The organism is Paenibacillus sp. FSL E2-0190 (genome assembly GCF_037992965.1).
Classification (GTDB): Bacteria; Bacillota; Bacilli; order Paenibacillales; family Paenibacillaceae; genus Paenibacillus_AQ; species Paenibacillus_AQ odorifer.
On record NZ_CP150306.1, the window covers coordinates 1,174,061 to 1,197,086 of the forward strand.

The 23,026-nt window shown below is 46.2% G+C and carries 21 protein-coding genes, 1 pseudogene and 2 other annotated features; of the genes and pseudogenes, 18 read left to right on the forward strand and 4 right to left on the reverse strand.

Annotated features, from left to right (window positions below; all coding sequences use genetic code 11):
* Window positions 1–8: 8 nt before the first annotated feature.
* The gene (locus tag NST25_RS04970; RefSeq protein ID WP_339281738.1) at window positions 9–956 is read right to left on the reverse strand and encodes a DNA ligase; all 948 of its coding nucleotides are present in this window, start codon (window positions 954–956) and stop codon (window positions 9–11) included.
* 12 nt (window positions 957–968) lie between these two features.
* Window positions 969–1,940, reverse strand: coding sequence for a Ku protein (locus NST25_RS04975; RefSeq protein ID WP_076185058.1), 972 nt, complete (start codon window positions 1,938–1,940; stop codon window positions 969–971).
* Between the two features lie 139 nt (window positions 1,941–2,079).
* Here NST25_RS04975 and NST25_RS04980 point away from each other — a divergent pair, with 139 nt between their 5' ends.
* The 8 genes and pseudogenes from NST25_RS04980 (at window position 2,080) to NST25_RS05015 (ending at window position 8,364) form a co-directional block, all read left to right on the forward strand.
* Window positions 2,080–2,250, forward strand: coding sequence for a hypothetical protein (locus NST25_RS04980; protein WP_175617343.1), 171 nt, complete (start codon window positions 2,080–2,082; stop codon window positions 2,248–2,250).
* Window positions 2,251–2,281: 31 nt separating this feature from the next.
* The gene (locus tag NST25_RS04985; RefSeq protein WP_036676525.1) at window positions 2,282–2,467 is read left to right on the forward strand and encodes an H-type small acid-soluble spore protein; all 186 of its coding nucleotides are present in this window, start codon (window positions 2,282–2,284) and stop codon (window positions 2,465–2,467) included.
* A 152-nt stretch (window positions 2,468–2,619) separates the two neighbouring features.
* Window positions 2,620–2,895: pseudogene (locus NST25_RS04990) on the forward strand (multidrug resistance efflux transporter family protein); the annotation flags it as partial.
* Window positions 2,896–3,055: 160 nt separating this feature from the next.
* Window positions 3,056–3,517, forward strand: a complete 462-nt coding sequence (gene tsaE / locus NST25_RS04995; protein WP_254849004.1) for a tRNA (adenosine(37)-N6)-threonylcarbamoyltransferase complex ATPase subunit type 1 TsaE — start codon at window positions 3,056–3,058, stop codon at window positions 3,515–3,517.
* Window positions 3,518–3,522: 5 nt separating this feature from the next.
* Entirely contained in the window at window positions 3,523–4,353 is an 831-nt protein-coding gene (gene tsaB, locus NST25_RS05000; protein ID WP_340393420.1) for a tRNA (adenosine(37)-N6)-threonylcarbamoyltransferase complex dimerization subunit type 1 TsaB, read from the forward strand.
* Window positions 4,350–4,874: a ribosomal protein S18-alanine N-acetyltransferase gene (gene rimI, locus NST25_RS05005; protein ID WP_036676521.1), complete on the forward strand. Its 525-nt coding sequence runs from the start codon at window positions 4,350–4,352 to the stop codon at window positions 4,872–4,874. Before tsaB ends, rimI begins: the two co-directional genes overlap by 4 nt.
* Window positions 4,871–5,920 (forward strand): tRNA (adenosine(37)-N6)-threonylcarbamoyltransferase complex transferase subunit TsaD, encoded by a 1,050-nt coding sequence (gene tsaD, locus NST25_RS05010; protein WP_076099403.1) that lies wholly within the window; start codon window positions 4,871–4,873, stop codon window positions 5,918–5,920. Before rimI ends, tsaD begins: the two co-directional genes overlap by 4 nt.
* Before the next feature lie 43 nt (window positions 5,921–5,963).
* Window positions 5,964–6,258: a binding site (T-box leader), on the forward strand.
* A 52-nt stretch (window positions 6,259–6,310) separates the two neighbouring features.
* Window positions 6,311–6,592 (forward strand) — a binding site (T-box leader).
* Window positions 6,593–6,828: 236 nt separating this feature from the next.
* Entirely contained in the window at window positions 6,829–8,364 is a 1,536-nt protein-coding gene (locus NST25_RS05015) for a 2-isopropylmalate synthase (RefSeq protein WP_340393421.1), read from the forward strand.
* A gap of 406 nt (window positions 8,365–8,770) precedes the next feature.
* Here the strand turns inward: NST25_RS05015 and NST25_RS05020 are convergent, their stop codons facing one another.
* Window positions 8,771–10,711, reverse strand: a complete 1,941-nt coding sequence (locus tag NST25_RS05020) for an ABC-F family ATP-binding cassette domain-containing protein (RefSeq protein WP_340393422.1) — start codon at window positions 10,709–10,711, stop codon at window positions 8,771–8,773.
* A gap of 244 nt (window positions 10,712–10,955) precedes the next feature.
* On the opposite strand from NST25_RS05020, the gene NST25_RS05025 reads away from it, so the two are divergent.
* The 7 genes from NST25_RS05025 to groL all read left to right on the forward strand — a co-directional run bounded on the left by NST25_RS05025 (window position 10,956) and on the right by groL (window position 16,428).
* Window positions 10,956–11,591: a 5-formyltetrahydrofolate cyclo-ligase gene (locus NST25_RS05025; protein WP_340393423.1), complete on the forward strand. Its 636-nt coding sequence runs from the start codon at window positions 10,956–10,958 to the stop codon at window positions 11,589–11,591.
* A gap of 3 nt (window positions 11,592–11,594) precedes the next feature.
* Window positions 11,595–12,065, forward strand: coding sequence for a cyclic pyranopterin monophosphate synthase MoaC (moaC, locus tag NST25_RS05030; protein ID WP_076129224.1), 471 nt, complete (start codon window positions 11,595–11,597; stop codon window positions 12,063–12,065).
* An 85-nt stretch (window positions 12,066–12,150) separates the two neighbouring features.
* Complete coding sequence (locus tag NST25_RS05035; RefSeq protein WP_036676512.1) at window positions 12,151–12,636, forward strand: MogA/MoaB family molybdenum cofactor biosynthesis protein; 486 nt, start codon at window positions 12,151–12,153, stop codon at window positions 12,634–12,636.
* 139 nt (window positions 12,637–12,775) lie between these two features.
* On the forward strand, window positions 12,776–13,018 hold the full coding sequence (locus tag NST25_RS05040) for a twin-arginine translocase TatA/TatE family subunit (protein ID WP_036676510.1): 243 nt from the start codon (window positions 12,776–12,778) through the stop codon (window positions 13,016–13,018).
* Between the two features lie 143 nt (window positions 13,019–13,161).
* Entirely contained in the window at window positions 13,162–13,929 is a 768-nt protein-coding gene (gene tatC / locus NST25_RS05045) for a twin-arginine translocase subunit TatC (protein WP_340393424.1), read from the forward strand.
* A gap of 507 nt (window positions 13,930–14,436) precedes the next feature.
* Window positions 14,437–14,718, forward strand: coding sequence for a co-chaperone GroES (groES, locus tag NST25_RS05050; protein ID WP_036676506.1), 282 nt, complete (start codon window positions 14,437–14,439; stop codon window positions 14,716–14,718).
* 78 nt (window positions 14,719–14,796) lie between these two features.
* The gene (gene groL / locus NST25_RS05055) at window positions 14,797–16,428 is read left to right on the forward strand and encodes a chaperonin GroEL (RefSeq protein WP_076129222.1); all 1,632 of its coding nucleotides are present in this window, start codon (window positions 14,797–14,799) and stop codon (window positions 16,426–16,428) included.
* 139 nt (window positions 16,429–16,567) lie between these two features.
* On the opposite strand, the gene NST25_RS05060 is transcribed toward groL, so the two are convergent.
* Window positions 16,568–17,545, reverse strand: coding sequence for a tRNA-dihydrouridine synthase (locus NST25_RS05060; RefSeq protein ID WP_076129221.1), 978 nt, complete (start codon window positions 17,543–17,545; stop codon window positions 16,568–16,570).
* A 264-nt stretch (window positions 17,546–17,809) separates the two neighbouring features.
* On the opposite strand from NST25_RS05060, the gene NST25_RS05065 reads away from it, so the two are divergent.
* From NST25_RS05065 to NST25_RS05075, 3 genes are all read left to right on the forward strand, one after another.
* Entirely contained in the window at window positions 17,810–20,392 is a 2,583-nt protein-coding gene (locus NST25_RS05065; protein WP_340393425.1) for an S-layer homology domain-containing protein, read from the forward strand.
* A gap of 141 nt (window positions 20,393–20,533) precedes the next feature.
* On the forward strand, window positions 20,534–21,742 hold the full coding sequence (locus NST25_RS05070; protein WP_036676501.1) for an MFS transporter: 1,209 nt from the start codon (window positions 20,534–20,536) through the stop codon (window positions 21,740–21,742).
* A 297-nt stretch (window positions 21,743–22,039) separates the two neighbouring features.
* Window positions 22,040–23,017 (forward strand): ring-cleaving dioxygenase, encoded by a 978-nt coding sequence (locus NST25_RS05075; protein ID WP_076187299.1) that lies wholly within the window; start codon window positions 22,040–22,042, stop codon window positions 23,015–23,017.
* Window positions 23,018–23,026: the final 9 nt, after the last annotated feature.

The following is a 23,026-nucleotide window of genomic DNA, read 5'->3' on the forward strand; positions in this document are numbered from 1 at the left end:
ACGTTCTTTTATCCTTTTTGCTCCATTGTGCATGCCTCCGGGGGAAGATTCACTTTAGCTTGAGTAACAGGCTGACGCAGAGTGCCCGAGGTGTTCCATTCCAGAAAATGAACTTTGAAGACGAGCTCCGGCTTTATCCAAAAAGCACCCTTACCTCGTTGTGGAACATCTGCAAAGGGCATCCGATCCAGCTTAAGGCGGTGTGCCTCCGCAGTTAAGTCGCGTTTATCCTGCACAGTCAATTTTCCCGGACCGGCATGTCCGATATAATGCAAATTTCCTTTATCATCATAAAGACCAAGAAGTAGTGCGTTGACGATACCGTCACGGAACGTCACACCCCCGGCTACAGCTGTAATATCAGAACTGATTTTGCGTTTCTGCCAACGTTTATCTTTTCCGCCCGGAGCATAAGTACTGTTGATGTCCTTACAGACGATTCCTTCCAAGCCCTGGTTCTGAGTGGCGGCGAAGAGTTCTGTAGGATCGGTATAACTTGGCACAGCTTGAACATGGGGATGCGGCAGCAGAATGTCACTTAACAGCTGCTGCCGCAAGAATAATGGTTGATCCATCGTCGATTGGCCATTATAAAACAGAATATCAAATATCATATAAATGACAGGAACCTGATGCCTAACGACGGAAATCGTGGAACCATTTTTCAAACTGTCCCTCCGCATCACCTCATGAAATGAGGGTTTGCCGTCCTTGAGTGCGATAATCTCACCATCAAGAATCACGGAGTCAGCCTTGCAGTAAGCAGATACATCAGTAAGTTCTGGATATTGCGTGGTACGGTAATTGCCACGTCTGTTAATAAGCTGAGTAGTGCTTCCATCGTAATAGGACAACATCCGTACGCCGTCCCATTTAATTTGTGCGATCCACTGGTCACCTGCTGGAAGCTGCCCAGCCAGTATAGGTTCAAAAGGAATAATGGGCTGAAGCTTCATCCGCAGAGCCTCCTAAGATACGGTTGTTTTGCTTTTCGTGCTGCGGCGTTTCGGTTTTGGCGTGATGACTGGAGTCGGCCCGGAGACCTCGTTTTGCTGCTCCGCAGGTTCCGCGGCGGTTGTTTTGGTCTTGGCTGTTTTTCTTTTGGCAGCAGGAGCCGCTTTAGTTTTGGTTTTTGTGTTGCCTGTTAATGAAGGACCAGGGTCTGAAGGAATATGCTGCACAGCTTGAATACTAGCCTGCAAGGCGGCCATTAGATCAATCACATTGCTTTCCTGTTTAGCAGGAGCGATATGAAATTCCTCGCCTGCAATTTTATGTGAGATCAGATCAAGCATACGCTGGCGATAATCATCGGTATATTTTGCCGGATCAAAAGGAGTGGATAGCTGTGAGATCAGCAGCTTAGCCATTTCCAGCTCTTTATCGTTCACTGTCCCTGCTTCGGGCAGACCAGGCACTTGTGAGATCGGCCGCACCTCATCGGGATAAAAAATGGTCTCAATCGCAAGGCAATCCTCAAGCACACGGATCGCTGCCAGACTGCTTTTTGAGCGGATTGAAATTTTGGCGATGCCAATTTTACCTGTCTGCTTCATGGCCTCCATAAGAAGTCGATAAGCATTTGATCCTGCCTGATCCGGGGATAAATAATAGGTTTTTTGAAAATAAATCGGATCGATCTCCGTCAGGTCTACAAAGTCGAGAATGGAGATGCTTTTACTGGTCTCGTCGGATAGTTGATCCAATTCCTCTTTGTCGAAGAGCACAAACTTCCCTTTTTCATACTCATATCCTTTACCGATCTCTTCCCAAGCTACCTCTTTGTCACACACCGGGCATTTGCGTACATACGACAGCGGGCTGCCACACTCCTTATGGATATAACGCAGAGAAATGTCCTTGTCTTCCGTAGCGGAGAACATTTTAACCGGAACATGCACAAGCCCGAAGCTGATGGCTCCTTTCCAAACGGTATGCATGAGAAACACCTCCTGATCTAAGTTGATTTGCTTTGGGTTAGTATGAGGCAGGAAAGGCTTTTCTAGCCGGGTGCATTTTTTGAGAAGCTTGGGAAAAAATAAACTCGGACCTGTGAAGTTGAGGAGGAGAATCTAAGGTATGGAACCAAGAGATAACGAATGGAGCGATGCGCTGAGCGAGCAGGATATTCCGGCCACAGTTGTGGATTGGGAGAGCATTATTGCGTCCACGGAGGCCAGTCAGGTTTCCGATTCGGAAAAGCTAGATGCGGAACGAACCCTCGAAGATACGTCACCCTTAGAATCGTAAACTTTAGGAAAGATAAAGGAGGAGAACAGTTGTGGACGTCAAACGGGCACAGGATATCTATGCTTCTAAAGAAACTGTAAGTGTACATTTGGATGGGGAGCCTGTATGGATTGAACATGTGGATGAAGAGAACGGAATGGCTACGGTACAAGTTGGCTCTCGACCAACCAATACGCACACTGTGGGTGTTGAACGACTCGAAGAGCAAGAGCACTAACAAAGGTCTACTTAGAGCGTACGTTAAAGCTGAATTATAGTTTTTTAAAAAAGAGACTTTTTATGCTTAAGTTTGCGTAAAGGTCTCTTTTTGATTTGAAGCATAACTGACATCAATGTTGACGGTGTAAGATTTAAACCAATATATTGGATCAGGCAGGACAGTCCATTATTGTTGCGCTGTGTTCAGGAGTAATTGCGACAGTATTATTCTTTCAGGCTACAGATATGGTAAGGAGCAGCATGAGCGGATTAGCGGCAGTCGAAGCCACCCAATCCCTAGAGGTATTATTCGCATTATTAGGTGAAATGCTGATCCTGTCTTCGCCTTCACCTTCTTTATTGTCATGGGGAGGAATCTTAGTCATTATCCTTGGAATGATTCTACATAGCCTTTTACGCAGCGTTCGGTATCGAAATTCAGCTTAAACACGCAAGTGAAGAAGAGGGCCGTACTTCCTTAGGCTTAAACAATGGGCAGGGACAGTTGTTGCGGTGGATGGACCATACCGATATAATTGAATGTAATGGTTTTCGACAGGTATATTTTAAAAGGTGGTAGTTGTAGTTGGACAAAACAGTCGAAACGGTGTTCACTTACCGTTCTTATAATCTGCAGGATACGGAGCAACTGGCAAGTGCAATAGCTGCTGCTTCAACGGCAGGCATGGTTATCGGTTTGGACGGTGATCTAGGCGCAGGAAAAACGGCCTTCTCGCAAGGTTATGCTCGCCATCTTGGAGTGAAAGGGATCGTAAACAGTCCTACTTTTACTATTATTAAAGAGTACGAAGGTCGTCTGCCGTTATATCACATGGATGTATATCGGATTTCACTTCAGGAAGCAGATGAGCTTGGATTGGATGAGTATTTCTATGGTCAGGGTGTTTGTTTGGTAGAATGGAGCAGTATTATTACGGAGTTAATGCCGCCGCGGCATATGCATATATACATGGAAACAGTTGGACCGGAGGAAAGAATCATTACGGTGACCGCAATCGGGGAGCCTTATGGTGAGCTTTGCCGGGAGCTGATCAAGAAGTGGGGTTAATAAAAATGACGAACGAGAATACAGAGCCGCGCAAGCGGCTTTTAGCGCTGGATACATCAACTGCCGTATTGGGGGTTGCAGTGACCGAGAATGGAGAATTATTGCATGAAATTAATGCTTCCGGTGAACGGAATCATTCGGTGCATTTGCTGCCGATTATAGAGCAGGCGCTGCAAGCTTCGGGAACAACCGCTGCTAATCTGGGCGGGATTGCGGTTGGTGTGGGCCCGGGATCTTATACGGGAACACGGATCGCGGTTACCGCTGCCAAAACACTGGCTTGGGCATGGAATGTCCCGGTAGTTGGTATTTCGAGCCTGCATGCTGTGGCATGGGGTGGGTATGAAACAGCCCTTAAGAATAAGACGACAGCAGAGTCAGGACAAGCCACTGCGAACAGTGGCTACGGTCCAGACTGGATCATTCCACTGATGGATGCGCGTCGGGGACAGGTCTACACAGGATTATTCGCAGCGGATGGGAATAGTTCTCTTAGCCGCCTTGAACCAGATGCCATCCGGTTGATGGCCGACTGGGTGGAGTACTTGGCAGAACGTTTACAACAGGCTTCAGCTGAAGGAACTAAACCAGCTATTCTATGGTTTGTTGGAGAAACCGCTGTACATGGCAGCGAAGAATCACTACATCCGCTGGCGGAACTCGGCACTTCTGTAGCTATTCCATATGAGCTGGAGGGCCGCTGGACAGGCTTCCTTGGTGAAGCCCGGCTGCAAGTAGAGAATGATGATATTCATAGCTTGATCCCTAACTATACTCAGATTTCGGAAGCGGAGGCCAATCTGCGGTTAAGTAGTAAAGGAGGCTTAAAACGATGACGGAAGTGGAATCATTGAGAGCACAAGAGGCTGACCTTGTTTTTCGTCTGATGAAGCTGGAGGATATTCCGGACATTCTTATTATTGAGCGCGAAGCCTTTACCATGCCGTGGACGGAGGAAGCTTTCCGGAATGAGCTGACGCATAATCATTTTGCTAAATACATGGTTATGGAGCTGGCAGGTCATATAATTGGCTATGCTGGAATGTGGGCTATCGTGGATGAGGCGCATGTGACGAATATTGCCTTACTCGAAGCTTATCGTGGACGTAAATGGGGGGAGCGCCTGTTGGAGGAGTTAATGAATACTGCCTCTTACGTAGGCATGAAATCCATTACGCTTGAGGTGCGGGTATCCAATGAGGTAGCTCAGAATTTATATCGTAAAAAAGGCTTTCGTTCTGCCGGTACGCGCAAAGGATATTATTCCGATAATCGCGAGGATGCACTCATTATGTGGGCGGATCTACCGGAGTATAAGGAGCATGGCTATTTGGAAGGAAGCGTGGACTTGAAATGAAGACAGAAACGGGCGCAGCTCAACCTGTACTAATACTTGCTATAGAGACCAGTTGTGATGAAACCTCGGTGGCCGTGGTCAAAAACGGATCAGAAGTGTTATCCAACATCATCTCGAGTCAAATAGAGACACATCGTGCTTTTGGGGGCGTGGTGCCAGAAGTGGCTTCCCGTAAACATGTGGAGGTAATTACGCTCGTAATCGAGGAAGCGCTCGCCAAGGCAGGCGTTACACCCGAACAATTGACTGCGGTAGCGGTGACTCAAGGCCCGGGTTTGGTGGGAGCTTTACTGGTCGGGGTAGTAGCAGCTAAAAGCCTTGCTCTTGCATGGGGCAAGCCGTTAATTGGCACGCATCATATTGCAGGCCACATCTATGCTAACCGTCTGGTTGCAGAGCTGCAGTATCCATGTATGACACTAGTGGTGTCAGGTGGACATACTGAACTGGTTCATATGGAGCGTGAGGGTGAGTTTCGAATTATCGGCCGCACGCGTGATGATGCTGTAGGTGAAGCATATGATAAAGTGGCTCGAGCGCTAGGGTTCCCTTATCCCGGCGGACCCCATGTAGATCGCCTGGCACGCGAAGCGACGGAAGTTGTTGCATTGCCGCGGGTATGGCTGGAGCCGAACTCTTATGATTTCAGCTTCAGCGGTCTAAAATCGGCGGTGCTGAATGTGGTGAATCAGAGCAAAATGAAAGGTCTTGAACCCAATGTCGCAGGCATCGCCCGGGGGTTCCAAGAATCCGTAGTTGAAGTGCTGGTGGAAAAGGCGGTACGCGCCGTTAAAGCCACTAACTCCAGACAGTTATTGCTCTGTGGGGGGGTCGCTGCTAATGGTGGACTCCGCTCGGCATTAATTTCGCGCTGTGAAACGGAGGGCATTGAACTTATTATTCCTCCACCGGTGTATTGCACGGATAATGCGGCGATGATTGGAGCGGCTGCATACGTGAAGTGGCAGCATGACGGTGGAATACCGCTGGATATGGTAGCTGACCCTGGATTCTCACTGGAACAATGGTCTGTATCTGCCTATTGACATCATTTGGAGCTAACGAGTATAATCAGTTCAATTAAACAAGGCAAACGCGATGAGCGGAAGTAGTAAGGATACTCTGGGATAAGAGAACTGCGGGTGGGTGCAACGCAGTCGAAGGAGTCCTGAACTCGTCTGGGAGCGGAGCGGTGGAAGCATTACTGGCAATTGTCGCCGGAACGTTTGTACACCGTTTACGGGTAACCTCCGTGATAGGGTGGTCTAGTACCTAACATACTGGACCGTAGAGTGGATGTTTAATTGGAATCGGCAGGAACTTAGCCGATACAGAGCATCAACAAGAGTGGTACCGCGAAGGTTAACAGCCTGTCGTCTCTTGAATGAGATGGCAGGCTTTTTTGTATGGATTTAGAGTGGTGAGTAATTTATATAATACACGCTAAGAACGGGAGTAGTAGAGTTTGACGGTGAACAGAGAGCTGCGGGTTGGTGCGACGCAGTCACCGGATTTCTTGAAGCTCGCCCGGGAGCGGAGCGGCGGAACAAGAGTACGCTGCCTACGGCTGTCCTCGTTATCGGACCTTTCCGGATTTAAGCTGGCATGCCAGCTTGAACCGGGAAGAAGAGCTGGACGCAGCTTTGAGGCTTGTTATTAGTGACAGCTGATGCGTCAAAAAGAGTGGTACCGCGGAGGGGTAACCCGCCGTCTCTTTATTAGAGACGGCGGGTTTTTGCGTTCTTGTAGAAGAAGTCCGGGGAATGGACTCAACGCTACATAAGACGCCAAAAGTGAACACTCTGCACATTGTGCAGAGATTCATTTGTTTCAGCTGCCGGCAGCAGTGGGTGGGAAATGAGCAGAACCGCAAGTCGACGTGTGGTTCTGCGCTGAAGCATAGGATAGAGATAAGGCATCCAATTACATGAAAACAAAACTAGGAGGAATTCAGATGATTATTCCAGTTAAGAAACGTATTCAAATTTTCGATACGACCCTGCGTGACGGTGAGCAGGCCCCTGGGGCTAGTCTGACTCCTGAGCAAAAAATATTGCTGGCTTATAAGCTAGCTGATCTGGGTGTTGATGTAATGGAGCCGGGGTTCCCGGTATCGAGTCCTGGAGATTTTGCAGCGGTGCAGACGATTTCACGCAAGGTGCGCAACGTGGAGATTTGTGGTTTCGCGCGGGCCGTAAAAGGAGACATCGATGCTGCAGTCCGGGCCACTCAAGATGCTGAACGTCGGCGGATTCACTTGTTTATCTCCTCTTCTGATATTCATTTGCAGCATCAACTGCGTATGAGCAGAGCTGAAGTCGTAGCTAAAGCGCGTGAGATGACGGCTTATGCGCGACAATTCTGTGATGTAGTTGAATTCACGGCCATGGACGCTGCGCGGACAGGGATTGATGATCTGATTGAAATGGTTGAGGCAGTTATAGAGGAAGGGGCCTCCATTATTAACCTGCCGGATACAGTAGGATACGCATTGCCACATGAATATGGCGAGATGTTCCGGAGAGTGCGGCAGGGAGCAAGAGGCGGCGGCAAGGTCAGCTATAGTGCCCACTGTCATAATGACTTGGGGCTGGCTGTAGCTAACAGTCTGGCAGCGATTGATGGAGGGGCGACTCAGATAGAAGTCACCGTGAACGGTGTAGGCGAGCGCACAGGGAACTGCGCACTGGAAGAGCTTGTTATGGCGCTTGAAACCCGCGGCGATGCAATCGGTGCAGAAACAGGTATCATGCTGGATAAACTGTATGATACTTCCCGGCTGATTAGTGGAGCGATGCATTTCCCAATCGCCTATAACAAGCCGGTCGTCGGAAGAAATGCCTTCCAGCATGAGTCCGGGATTCATCAGGATGGCCTGCTCAAGGATCGTAGTACCTATGAGATTATGGATCCCGAACGGCTGGGCATCCCCCGCAGCATGATCATTCTGGGCAAACATTCTGGCAGACATGCGCTGAAGGATCGGGCTGCGAAGTATGGAATAACGCTGGAGCCTGCGGAGCTGGATGCACTTTATGAGTCCTTTAAAGAGACCGCTGACCGTCAAAAGGTCGTCAGTGATGACCAGCTGCTGCAAATGGTAAGCAGTACAACTGGACAACAAGCTCAGGTCTATGAGCTGGGTGAGGTTCAGGTATTGGCGGGCAGTGCCCAGCGCCGTGTAGCTGCAGTTACGGTACGCCATCTGCAGACTGGCCGGGAAACGTCACATACCAGCACTGGTGAAGGTCCGCTTGAAGCGATTATCGCTGCTATTGGGCAAGGGATTGCTGAGGAGATAGACTTTGCAGGACTCGAGCTTCATTCGCTTGGAAGCGGAGAGAATGCGCAAGCAGAAGCAGCGGTGATGGTGGAGTGGGAGGGCCTTAAATTCAGAGGCACGGCCACTCACCAAGATATAATTATGGCGGCAGGCATCGCTTATATCGCAGCCTGTAATGCTGCCCTGCTCTCTACACAGATTGTCTAAAATACGACGTGCCCGCTGTCAGTTTAGGAGATAGCGGGTTCTTTTTTAGCATAAAATCAGTCTTGTAAAATGGGGTTACGTCTTTTGTCAAGTTGTGGACAACGTTATCCACATATTCTGCCTGAGTTGTGTAAAAAGTGCGTAAAATCAGCAATAACGGCTTTTTTCAAAATGCTCTAATAAACAATTTTGTTGGCAATGAAACACTGTGAGAATTGTGGATAATGTGGATAGATCCGTGGATAATAATTCCTTTTCTTTGAAAATACCGATTTAACGCATAAAAAAGACCCCGAAGGGTCTTTTGAAGTAGGGAGTTATACACGAAACCTGTGTATAGAGCTGTGGATAACTATTTATGAACAAATCTAGAACGATGAAAAAATATTTATAAGGAGGATTTACATTATTCGTCAGCAAGGATTTCCCATTCGCTAAAGAAATCTGTCAGCTGAGATTTTTTGTTCTTCAGGTCCTCTTCATAACCTTGAAGTGCTAAATAATCCTGATAAACTTCAGGTTTAGTCATTTCATACTCTATAAATACGATTGATTCTTCAAGTGAGGCGATGTTCTCCTCAAGCTCTGCGATACGCCGTTTGCGGTTACGCTCTTCACGCTTAGCCTGCTTGTCTGCTTCAAAAGAGGTTACAGCGCTTTTTTCAGGTACAGCAGCGTCCTTATTGACGTTTTTAGTAGCTAGTTCAGCGGCATCTTTTGCAATCTCTTCTAATTCTCGTTTCTTCTCGACATAGTCATCGTAGTTGCCGAGGTATTGGTCGATCCCTTCGGGATGCAGCTCCAGTACCCTTTCCGCCATTTTGTTCAAAAAATAACGGTCATGGGAGATGAACAGCAGGGTGCCTTCGAAATCAATTAAAGCAGATTCCAGAACCTCACGGCTGACCAGATCCAAATGGTTGGTAGGTTCATCGAGAATTAGCATATTTGCACCGCGGAGCATTAGTTTAGATAACGAAACCCGAGCTTTTTCGCCGCCGCTGAGTGCGGAAATCTTCTTAAGAACATCCTCTCCGCTAAAAAGGAAATTACCAAGGATCGTACGAATTCTGGCTTCCTCGATCATTGGATATTCACTCCACAGTTCTTCCATAACCGTATTTTGTGGATTAAGGCGGGTCTGTTCCTGATCATAATAAGCAATTTTTACTTTAGTGCCCCAATTCACCGTTCCAGCAGAAGGCTCACGGGTTCCGGTCATACACTGCAGCAATGTGGATTTACCGATACCATTGGGACCGATCAGGGCAGCAGTCTCCCCACGACGAAGCTCAAAAGAAGCGTCCTTGAATAAAGGTGAACCTTCATTAAAGGCAACCGCAACATTGCGCACTTGAAGCACCTCTTTTCCAGACATGAAGTCTGGCTCAAAGGAGAAGCTAGCCTTCTTCAGATCGCCCATTGGACGATCTAGACGATCCATCTTCTCAAGCGCTTTGCGTCTGCTCTGCGCACGTTTTGTGGTGGAAGCCCGGACAATATTTTTCTGAACGAAATCCTCCATTCGAGAAATTTCATCCTGTTGCTTCTCATATTGCTTCATCCGTGCTTCATATTCGGCAGCCTTCAAATCTACATAACGACTGTAGTTACCCGTATAACGCCGGGACTGGTGCCGCTCGATCTCTACAATAGTGGTCACGAGACGGTCTAGGAAATAACGGTCATGGGATACAACCAGAATCCCGCCAGCATAGCTGCGGAGGTAATCCTCCAGCCACGTTAACGTTTCGATATCCAGATGGTTAGTAGGCTCATCCAGCATCAGAAGATCTGGAGCCTGAAGCAAAATACGGGCCAGCGCGAGCCGGGTCTTTTGGCCTCCACTAAGGGTAGAAATGGGTGTATCTGGTGGGAAATCACTGAAGCCCATGCCGTGTAGGACACTGCGAATCCGTGTATTCATTTCATAGCCGCCGTGGTCCTTGAACCAATCCGAGCGCCGCGCATATCGTTCAAGCAGTTCTTCGTACCGCTTGGGGTCTTCCGCGAGCTTAGGATCAGCAATACTTACTTCTAACTCTCTCAGCTCAGTTTCGGCTTCGATCAGCGGAGCGAAGACCGCCATCATTTCTTCATGAATGGTTTTGTCAGATTGCAGTCCGCTATTCTGAGCTAAATATCCGATTGTTGTTTCTTTTGATTTATGAATTTGACCGCTGTCATAAGACATCTCACCGGCCAGAATTTGTAGAAAAGTTGATTTGCCGGCACCATTCACACCCACTAGCCCGACACGTTCCTTTTCATTTACCTGTAGGCTTATGCCATCCAGTACGTTCTGTATACCGTATGATTTAGTAATTCCTGTCGCTTGAAGAAGCATAACGATGAAACCTCCACCCTTGCATATTTCGCTTTGGTATTTATCCCTCAGCCGTATGAACAACTTATTCTATAGTTTACATGAAAAGCGTTTCCCAAGCGAGGGTTCGATCTAATGTAAGGAGGGAATAACGACCTAGTCCGATAACACAGTTCTATCCACCTTGGCGAACCGGGGAGAAGAGTGGTAAACTGGATTTACAAACAAGGATAAGCTAGGGATGAATAAGAGGGGGAGGCCGACAATGTCCAGCAAGGAGTCGGAGATCTCCAAAGTAAAGCAACAATTACGAACGGAGAAGACCATCGCCCGAAACGAGCTGTCTTCGGACCAGAGAAGTAAACTATCATCTGAAGTCTGCCACTATGCATTGGAGTGGCTGGAGACGAAGGGTATAACTTCACTAATGGCCTATGTGTCTTTTCGTTCAGAGCTTGATACCCGCCCACTTATCACACAGGCGTGGAAAGATCAGCGTAAGGTGCTGTTGCCGCGTGTAATTCCAGCAAGCGGTGAAATGAGTGTCCACGCGGTGAATGCATGGAGCGATTTAGAGCCGGGGGCTTATGGTATCCATGAACCTGTTGTCTCCAGCAGAGATTTATTAGAGATTGAAGAGATTAAGCTACCTGCTGTTGTGTTCGTACCAGGGCTAGCATTTGATCTTCAAGGCGGCAGGCTTGGCTACGGTCGAGGATACTATGACCGGCTACGTGCGTCTTGGGAGAAGGCCGGGTACGTTAGCGCACAGCCCCCGATATGGATCGGATTAGCTTACGGCATGCAGTTGGTTCCAAGGGTGCCGATGGATGAGCATGACGCTTTAATGGACATGCTGATTACTGAAAATGGTATAGTGCACTGCCGAAAAGGAGAGTGAGCCATGGAATTGACCCATTTCAACGAGCAGGGAAGAGCTCGTATGGTGGATGTGAGTGAGAAGGAGATTACGAAGCGGACAGCTGTCGCGCGGAGTATGATCAAGATGGCTGCTGGAACGCTGAGCGCCATTAAGAGTGGCAAGATCAGCAAAGGTGATGTCCTTGCTGTTGCACAGATCGCCGGGATTATGGCGGCTAAGAAAACGTCAGACTGGATTCCGATGTGCCACCCGCTGCCACTTACCGGTATTGATATCAGCTTCTCCGATAACAGCGAAGATGAACTTTATATAGAAGCAACAGTCCGTACTACAGGAAAAACCGGAGTAGAGATGGAAGCCTTAACCGCTGTTTCTGCCTCAGCACTAACGGTGTACGACATGTGTAAGGCTATTCAGAAGGATATGATTATCGGACCGACGCTTCTGGTATCTAAGAGCGGGGGCAAGAACGGAGATTATGCGCTCGAATAAGTATCAGCTGCTTTTGTTCGAAGCGCTGAGGCGAGCAGGCTGAACTGTACAGCCAACTATACATATAGAGAGGAAGGACAAACCTATGGCGTGGAAGACAGCAATCCTAACGGCCAGTGATAAAGGGGCCAGGGGCGAACGGGAAGACACGAGCGCCCAGGTTATTCGGGAGCTGGTGGAAGAGGAACTAGGTGGCGAGATCATTGAATATCGAATCGTTCCCGATGAACAAGATGAGATTATCGCAGCCTTGATTGAACTGACGGACTATTTTCAGGCAGATTTGGTACTGACCACCGGAGGCACAGATCTGGCGATTCGTGATGTGACCCCGGATGCTACTCGGCGAGTGGTAGAACGGGAAGTGCCTGGGCTCTCAGAAGCTATGCGAAGCACAGTGATGCAAAAAAACCGTGCAGCTATGCTTTTTCGTGGGATATGCGGCATTCGCGGTCGCACGTTGATTGTCAATTTACCTGGAACGCCGAAGGGTGTTCATGAGAATCTGGCAGCTATTATGGATCAATTACCGGAAGCACTGCTCATGGTAACTGGCCAATACCGCCAATAACCCTTTGTCATCTTCTTGTCACGTCACAATGATAATCTATTTATAGAAGAAAGTGGATGTAACTGTGACATAAGTTATGGTATTATTAAATTAAAGTAAACGATACCATGAACGGACAGGTGGACAAGGAGGAATAATAATGTTTAGTGGAATTGGTACTCCTGGTATTATTTTGTTGGTCATACTGGCACTTCTGCTCTTTGGCCCAAATAAACTGCCAGAGCTAGGCCGTGCAGTTGGACGAACCTTCCGTGAATTTAAGGAAGGCGCGCGTGAAATCATCGGGGATAATGAACCGGTGAAGAAGAGCGAAGCTCCTGTGCCGACGGCCCCGCAAACGGTCGCTGCAGATATTCCTCAGGACAAACGCCTGCCGGAATAATAGAAGATCTTTCAATGGGGCAATCTCAGGAGTCTACTAGACTTGAGGAGACGCCCCTTTTTCTTTGCTTTCCGCAGCAACGGACACTGCTTTGAAGAAAGTTAGTGTTATCTTTTTTACTCTTGTCATGGGATGGTGTCTGGATGTCTCTGAAATCGGAAGAAATGTCGGTGGTGGATCATCTCACCGAGCTGCGCAAACGGATTATTTATGTGTTAATCGTATTTGTCCTTGGATTAATAGGCGGATTATTTTGTGCAAAGCCTATTTACGATTATTTGATTAGCACGGACCTGGCGCAAGGTTTTGTTCTGCATGCATTCTCATTCTGGGATGGCATTGGGATGTACATGAAGATCGCGATGGCCGTTTCGCTAGTGATTTCTGTCCCGTTTATTGCCTACCAGCTGTGGGCATTTATCAGTCCGGGCCTGCGGTCAGAGGAGCGAAATGCGACACTTCGTTATGTTCCCTATGTGTTTGTTCTTTTCCTTATCGGTCTTTCTTTTGCTTATTATATTGTTTTTCCAATGGCACTCTCGTTCACGATCTCAATTACCAGAAGCATGGGACTGGAAGAGACCTACGGGATTGCACAGTATTTTAACTTCATGTTCAGCCTGGTATTGCCGCTGGCATTGCTGTTTGAACTTCCATTGCTGGTGATGTTTCTGACCAAACTAAGAGTTCTCAACCCGCTACGCTTGCGTAAAATGCGTCGGTACGCCTATTTCACGCTTGTTTTTATTGCTGTAGTTATCACGCCCCCGGATTTTATCTCAGACTTTCTGGTGACGATTCCACTGCTCATTTTGTATGAGTTCAGTGTATTTTTATCTGCATTTGTCTATCGCAAGCAACTTGCTGCGGACGCGGCACGGGATGAACGGTATGTTCAGAAGCAGGAGTGAGGAGAGAGGCTGCCGCTAAGTAGATTTTCTACGAATCGGCAGCTTTTTTGCTATAAGTTGATTTCATTAGTTGGATTGAATAAACTTAGTAAGTAATTGTTATCGATCAGGATCATTAGATGCAAAGGTCTAACCATTCTAGCAACCTTCATATCTATAAGGGGTGAGAGGAAAGCGCTGGAATCCTACGCATATTTTCAAAACCCGTGGATACAATGTAATAGAGTGTGTGCTTGGACAAGCATTGAAACGTATTTTTTTGCGAAAACTAATACGAATTTGTGTAAAAAGACTTGAAATCCGGGCTCAAGTTGAGTATCATAAAAATTGTTGTTAGCACTGCACGCTGTTGAGTGCTAACGCTCTTGAAAAATAGGAGATGGGCTGGAGATTAGCAGGGTTCCATTGATATTTTTCAAGAACATCACAGCATTCTAAGTTTGACCGGTAAGTTCTAAACTATGTTTTGAAGCAAAATAACATAATTTTAAAGGAGGCTATTTTTTCATGATCAAACCATTAGGTGAACGCGTATTGGTGCTACCGAGCGAGCAGGAGGAAACAACTTCATTCGGGATTGTGCTTCCGGACTCCTCGAAAGAAAAGCCACAAGAAGGAACTATTATTGCAGTAGGCAGCGGAGCTTTGAAAGATGGAGTACGTGTAGCACTTGAAGTTAAAGAAGGCGACCGTGTTCTTTTCTCAAAATATGCAGGTACAGAAATCAAATATGAAGGTAAAGAATATTTGATTATGAAAGAAAGCGACATTCACGCGATTCTTGACTAAGCAAGAGTCGATCATAAGCTAAATCTAAACTACTTAAAGTAATATGATATACAAAAAATTCTAGGAGGTAATTACACAATGGCTAAAGAAATTAAATTCAGTGAAGAAGCTCGCCGTTCTATGCTTCGTGGTGTAGATGCTCTGGCAAACGCGGTAAAAGTTACACTTGGACCAAAAGGCCGCAACGTGGTGCTTGAGAAGAAATTTGGTAGCCCACTCATCACTAACGATGGTGTAACGATCGCTAAAGAAATCGAACTTGAAGATGCATTCGAGAACATGGGTGCTCAACTGGTTAAAGAAGTTGCTACTAAGACTAATGATGTAGCCGGTGACGGTACTACAACTGCAACGGTTCTGGCTCAAGCTATGATCCGCGAAGGTCTGAAGAACGTAACTGCTGGTGCTAACCCAATGGTTATCCGTAAAGGTATCGACAAAGCGGTTCGTGCAGCTGTTGAAGAATTGCAAAAAATCGCTAAGCCTATCGAAGATTCCCAAGCTATCGCTCAAGTAGCTGCTATCTCTGCTGCTGACGATGAAGTAGGTCAATTGATCGCTGAAGCTATGGAAAAAGTAGGTAAAGACGGTGTTATCACTGTTGAAGAATCCCGTGGATTCGCTACTGAGCTTGAAGTAGTAGAAGGTATGCAATTCGACCGTGGTTACATTTCCCCATACATGATTACTGATACAGACAAAATGGAAGCTGTTTTGGAGAATCCATACATCTTGATCACTGATAAAAAAATCAGCAGCACTCAAGAAATTCTTCCATTGCTTGAAAAAATCGTTCAACAAGCTAGACCGCTTGTTATTATCGCTGAAGATATCGAAGGCGAAGCACAAGCTATGCTGATCGTGAACAAACTGCGTGGAACATTCAACGCTGTTGCTGTTAAAGCTCCTGGCTTTGGCGACCGTCGTGAAGCTATGCTGCAAGATATCGCTGCCCTGACTGGTGGCCAAGTGATCACTGAAAAGCTCGGTCTTGATCTGAAGAGCACTTCCATTGAACAACTGGGTAACGCACGTCAAGTACGCGTAACTAAAGAAAACACAACAATCGTAGACGGAAGCGGCGACAAAGCGGACATCAATGCACGCGTAAGCCAAATCCGTGCTCAACTGGAAGAAACAACTTCCGAGTTCGACAAAGAGAAATTGCAAGAGCGTCTGGCTAAATTGGCTGGCGGCGTAGCCGTTGTCAAAGTTGGCGCTGCAACTGAAACTGAACTTAAAGAGCGCAAACTTCGCATCGAAGATGCCCTGAACGCAACTCGCGCAGCGGTTGAAGAAGGTATCGTATCCGGTGGGGGTACAGCTCTTGTGAACGTATATAACGCTGTTGCTGCTGTAGACGTAACTGGCGACGAGAAAACTGGCGTTAACATCGTGCTTCGCGCGTTGGAAGAGCCAATTCGCACCATCGCAGCTAACGCTGGTCAAGAAGGTTCCGTAATTGTGGACCGCTTGAAAAAAGAAGAAGTAGGTATCGGCTACAACGCTGCTACTGGTGAATGGGTGAACATGTTCGAAGCGGGTATCGTTGACCCTGCTAAAGTAACTCGTTCCGCGCTTCAAAATGCTGCATCCGTAGCTGCTATGTTCTTGACTACTGAAGCAGTTATCGCTGACAAGCCTGAGCCTGAAAAAGGCGGCGGCATGCCAGATATGGGCGGCATGGGTGGAATGGGCGGCATGATGTAAGGAAATCATTATCGAAGCAATTCGATGATGAGTTTCCTTGAGAGGAAACACCATTTGACCACATAGTACAAAAATGAGAGACCTTTCATAAGTTCATTGAACTTTTGAGAGGTCTCTCATTTTTTTTTGTGGGTATAATTTAATCTAATTCTTGCTCTAAAACAGTTTTTACTAAACGACGTACTTCATCAGTTGATCTTGTATCCATTAATTGATTTCTTAGTTCGCCTGCGCCTCTAAATCCACGAACATAGATTTTGAAAAAGCGAAGAAGTGGTTTAAATAAACGTGGCTCGAGTTCATTTGAATATTTATCGTGAAGATCCAACTGTAAAAGAAGTAAATTGAGAAAATCCTTCGCGCTGTGTTCTTTAGGTTCTTTTTCAAAGGCAAATGGATTGGTGAAAATGCCGCGGCCAATCATGACTCCATCAACGCCGTATTGTTCTACTAATTTTAATCCTGTTGCGCGGTCAGGAATATCTCCATTAATAGTTAACAACGTATTTGGAGCAATTTCATCGCGTAATTTTTTTATTTCAGGGATTAGTTCCCAGTGTGCCTCTACTTTACTCATCTCTTTTTTTGTACGAAGGTGAATGGAAAGGTTCGCAATATCTTGTTTCAATATATGTCCTAGCCAATCGCGCCACTCGTCAATATCAGAGTATCCTAATCTTGTTTTAACACTAACTGGCAATCCACCTGCTTTTGCTGCTTGAATAATTTCTGCTGCAACTTCAGGATGTTTTATTAATCCAGCACCTTTTCCATTCGATGCGACGTTTTGTGCTGGGCACCCCATGTTTAAATCGATACCACGAAAACCAAGTTTTTTCATATCAATGCTCATCTGTTCAAAAAATACGGGTTTATCACCCCAAATATGAGCGACAATCGGTTGCTCATCTTCTGTGAACGTTAATCGACCACGTACACTGTCTTTTCCTACAGGGTGACAATAGCTTTCTGTATTTGTGAATTCTGTGAAAAATACGTCGGGTTTCGCAGCTTCACTAACGACGTGCCGAAATACAACATCTGTGACATCTTCCATGGGCGCTAATATAAAAAACGGCTTCGGTAAATCAAGCCAAAAGTTTTGTTCGTTACTCATATTATCTCCTCTTGTTGTAATATATAAAAACGATATAAGGATAGCAAAGTCCTATACCCATCATACATAGTATCATTTTTTTTCGTTTGATGCACAGAATCAATGATATGAGAATGTTCATCCACGGCTATTTGTTTATAATCTGTTTATTGATACTTGTTATAATCCTGTAGATGAAAAGTTTGTAATATAAAGTCGAATCGTGTTAACGAATCGATTATAGACAAACGACATAACGCATCCAAAGAACAGGGGGATAAGCAAGTGAACAAAAAGCAATGGATAAGCTCTATATTGGCTGCTGCTGTATTATCAAGCCCTATCATTATGCCGACCAAAGGATCGGCAGCGGCTTCCTTTATTGATATTGATGGCTCATATGCAAAAAAAGCGATTGTTGAGCTATTCGATCAGGGGATAGTGACTGGTGTCGGAGAGAGTAAGTTCTATCCTACGTCGAATATTACAAGGCAGGATTTTGCAATTATTTTAGCAAAGACATTAAAGCTGGATGTTTCAAACCCTCCTGCACTGCCAACCTTTCTGGACGTTCCCACAAGCAACTATGCATACAGCTATGTAGAGGCAGCTGTCAAAGCCGGATTGATTAAGGGTACAGGCAGTAATCTTTTCGGTACGGGGCAAAATTTATCACGTCAGGATATGGTCGTCATGTTCGTGAGAGCATTGGGAGTCAATCCTACGGGTAAAGCTGGAACTTTGCAATTTGCTGATAGTAGCCAAATTGCTGATTATTCTAGGGATTTTATAGCTGCCGCTGTGGAATATGGATTGATTACCGGATATAATAATTTTTTTAATCCTGATGCCAAAGTAGATCGTCAGGCCGTAGCTCTAGTAGCTTCTAAGTTTCTGAAGTTTAAGGAGAACGGAAACACTGAGCAGCCCGCCTCCACCCCAACTGCTCAACCGAGTAAAGAGCCGGTAACAGTGCCTACTCCTGTTGTTGGAGGATCTTCCTCTTCGCAAAGTGAGCATAGCAGCAATTCAGATACAAATGCACCTATGGTTGAAAGTACCAAGTTCGAGGCGGTCGACAACTACAACGGGACACAAGATCAGCTTCGCGGGTTAGCGGGAGCCATCGGGGAGCAAGGAGCAGCGGTACAAGCCTACCTGTGGACGGATGCGAATGAGAACGGTGAAGTAGATGCCGACGAATTAGGAACAGCCATCGCTTTAGGCACTAGCGAAGCAGACGGATCTGTGAATGCGGCCAATATTGGGGATCTGAACGCAGGAACGTATCGTTTCGTGATTACCGCTAAGGATTCATCCAATAATGAATCAGCGAAGAACGCTGCCCATGCGGTTACGGTGACCTTAAGCAAAAACGAAGTTCCGGATACGAGTGCACCAGTAGTGGACGCAACTAAGTTCGAAGCGATCGACAACTACAACGGGACACAAGATCAGCTTCGCGGGTTAGCGGGAGCCATCGGCGAGCAAGGAGCAGCGGTACAAGCCTACCTGTGGACGGATGCGAATGAGAACGGTGAAGTAGATGCCGACGAATTAGGAACAGCCCTCGCATTAGGCACTAGTGCAGCAGATGGATCTGTGAGTGCGGCCAATATTGGGGATCTGAACGCAGGAACGTATCGTTTCGTGATTACCGCTAAGGATTCATCCAATAATGAATCAGCGAAGAACGCTGCCCATGCGGTTACGGTGACCTTAAGCAAAAACGAAGTTCCGGATACGAGTGCACCAGTAGTGGACGCAACTAAGTTCGAAGCGATCGACAACTACAACGGGACACAAGATCAGCTTCGCGGGTTAGCGGGAGCCATCGGCGAGCAAGGAGCAGCGGTACAAGCCTACCTGTGGACGGATGCGAATGAGAACGGTGAAGTAGATGCCGACGAATTAGGAACAGCCCTCGCATTAGGCACTAGTGCAGCAGATGGATCTGTGAGTGCGGCCAATATTGGGGATCTGAACGCAGGAACGTATCGTTTCGTGATTACCGCTAAGGATTCATCCAATAATGAATCGGCGAAGAATGCTGCCCATGCCGTTACGGTGACCTTAAGCAAAAACGAAGTTCCGGATACGAGTGCACCAGTAGTGGACGCAACTAAGTTCGAAGCGATCGACAACTACAACGGGACACAAGATCAGCTTCGCGGGTTAGCGGGAGCCATCGGCGAGCAAGGAGCAGCGGTACAAGCCTACCTGTGGACGGATGCGAATGAGAACGGTGAAGTAGATGCCGACGAATTAGGAACAGCCCTCGCATTAGGCACTAGTGCAGCAGATGGATCTGTGAGTGCGGCCAATATTGGGGATCTGAACGCAGGAACGTATCGTTTCGTGATTACCGCTAAGGATTCATCCAATAATGAATCGGCGAAGGACGCTGCGCATGCGGTTACGATTGAGCTTGTTAATGGTATTCTGACCACACCTACGGTTACTAGCTCTATATATGGCTTTGACGGAGGTGGCGGTTCAAAAACAAAACAACTGATAACGGGTTCTACACAATCGCGCATTCGCTTCGACTTTTTCTCCGGAGAAAGCTTTACGAATGCTGAAATTCAGGTAACGCTGGAAGGCATTACCTTTACCACAAACGACTATTATACCATTAGTGGATGGACACATCCGACGAGTGATCAAATTAGCAATAATGGGCATACGTTAACTTTCACAGGAAGTAACATAGGTGTTTCGGATATCGCTTTTGAACTTCATAATAAAGTGATGCCGGCACCCGGGACCTATCTCATTAAGTTCAAAGCAGATGCGGATGGACCTGGAACAGCCAGATCTTATTCCGAGGAACAAGTCATTACCTTAATTATTTTGCCACCGGCTTAAACTAGAAGCTTCTCATGAGTTCTTTGAACTTGTGGGAAGCTTCTTTTTTATGAAAAATAGGATTGCTCAATATAGTCTAAATGAGTATTATGAGTAAGGTATGTTCATATAAAAATAGAGATAAACAGGATGGAGAGCACCATGAAAACAACACGTCAGAACGCATTGATTTTCTCGTTTACTTTTATGGCTTTTATTCTGGGTACGACGGAGTATATTATTGTTGGTTTACTCTCTGAAATATCCTCAAGCCTCGGAGTTACGCTTGCGACAGCCGGGGGATTGGTATCTGGCTTCGCGATTTCTTATGCCATTGGCACACCAATTATGATGTCCTTGTGCAGCCGTGTTCCGAAACGGATTACGATTCTTGTATCACTTGTATTGATTTTACTGCTAAATTTGTGGAGTGCTGTAACTGGAACTTACAGTATGCTGCTGGTGACTAGAATAGTTACTGCCATACTATGTGGCTTTGTTCTTTCTGTAGCCATTACGGTAGCGAATGAAGCGGTTGATCAGGAGAAGAGAGGCAAAGCGATTGCTACAATTTTGAGTGGTTTTGCTATTGCGAATGTTTTTGGTGTGCCGATCGGTACTTTCGTCGGGCAGTTTTTTAATTGGCCAGCAGCGTTTGTTCTGAATGGGATATTAGCTGGAGTTGCCATAGTCCTAAATTATATCTATATTCCACGCCAATTACCGAAACCTGTGCCTAGCTCACTCAAGGATCAGATCGGACTGCTCACAAACGGCCGCATTATTCTTGCATTTCTCATTCCGGTTACGGCAGTGGGAGCCGTATTTGTGATGTACACTTACATTACGCCTATTCTGGAGCAAGTCATGAACGTTCCTAAAAGCTCGGTTAGCGGTGTGCTGTTTGTATACGGAATTGCCACGATTGTCAGCAACTGGATTGGTGGCAAGGTTGCGACCGGTAATGCGGTTAGTAAGCTGAGATTCGTGTTCCTTATCCAAGCTGTGGTCTATGTTATCTTTAGTATGACCGCATCTGTTTCCATTCTAGGAATGATTGTGCTAATGGCTCTAGCCATGATGTCGAGTATTGTGAGCGCCCCTGCGCAGCTCTATTTGATTGACTTAGCTAAGCAGTTCTCACCAAAAACGAAGGATCTTGCTGCCTCATTGAATCCAGTAGCCTCAAACCTGGGAATTGCAGGCGGGTCCGCGATCGGTGGAGTGGTTGCCGGGCATGGAGGATTAATCTCTCTTCCTGTAGCTGCTGCCATCCTGGCGATATTGGCCTGTGTGATTACGTTGATATGTTATAAGATGGATCATCAAAGCCAAGCAGCGGTCATCACTCAGCATCATAACTTAACCTAATGAGATGATATAAAATATCCCGGCTTCATACGAGTTCATTGAACTTGTGTGGAGCCTTTTTTATATGGAAAGCTTCAAAGCGTTGACTTCCTACAGATTCAGTGCTAAACTTATCTTAAGTTAAAGATATTTAAAGTGAAGATAAAAACTCGATGCTATCCACCAAAGAGCTTGTACAGTAGAAAAAGATCTTTTTTTTAAGTAATATCTTAACATTAAGATAATTAAACTAAACCTTTTTGTTCTTGGGAATTATATTACGAGTCAAAATCAACTAAACATTAGGAGTGTATAACAATGAGAAACTTAAAAGGGATTCACCACGTTACAGCCATCACAAGCAGCGCAGAGAAAAATTACGAGTTTTTTACTTACGTGTTAGGTATGCGTCTAGTGAAGAAAACAGTTAATCAAGATGATATTCAGACGTATCATTTGTTTTTTGCAGATGATAAGGGCAGCGCCGGAACAGATATGACCTTCTTTGATTTTCCTAACATCCCTAAAGGGGTTCATGGAACTAACGAGATTGCGAAAACATCCTTCCGGGTACCAACAGATGCTTCATTAGACTACTGGGTTAAGCGTTTTGATCGGCTTGCAGTGAAGCATACCGGCATTAAAGAGCAATTCGGCAAAAAGACATTATCCTTCGTAGATTTCGATGATCAACAGTATCAACTTATTTCAGATGAATTGAATAAAGGTGTCGTATCAGGTACACCGTGGCAAAAAGGGCCTATCCCTTTGGAGTATGCAATAACTGGCTTGGGACCGATCTTTGTACGAATTGCTGATTTCAACTACTTCAAAGAAGTATTGGAGAAAGTGATGTTGTTTAAAGAAATTGCTCAGGAAGAGACGTATCATTTATTTGAAGTTGGCGAAGGCGGAAACGGTGCACAAATTATTGTAGAGCATAATGAGTTCTTACCGAATTCACGCCAAGGTTTTGGGACTGTTCACCATGCTGCTTTCCGTGTAGAGGATCGTGCGATGCTGGACGAGTGGACAGAGCGTTTTGAAGGCTTTGGATTCCAAACTTCAGGATATGTAGATCGTCACTTCTTCGAGTCGTTGTATACACGTGTTGCACCACAAATATTGTTTGAGCTTGCCACTGACGGGCCAGGATTTATGGGAGATGAGGAATATGAGACCGTTGGCGAGAAGCTTTCTTTGCCACCTTTCTTGGAACCTAAACGTGAGCAAATTGAGAAGTTAGTCCGTCCTATTGATACCGTTAGAAGTACGATCGACTTTGTGAAAGAGTGAAGAAGGGGC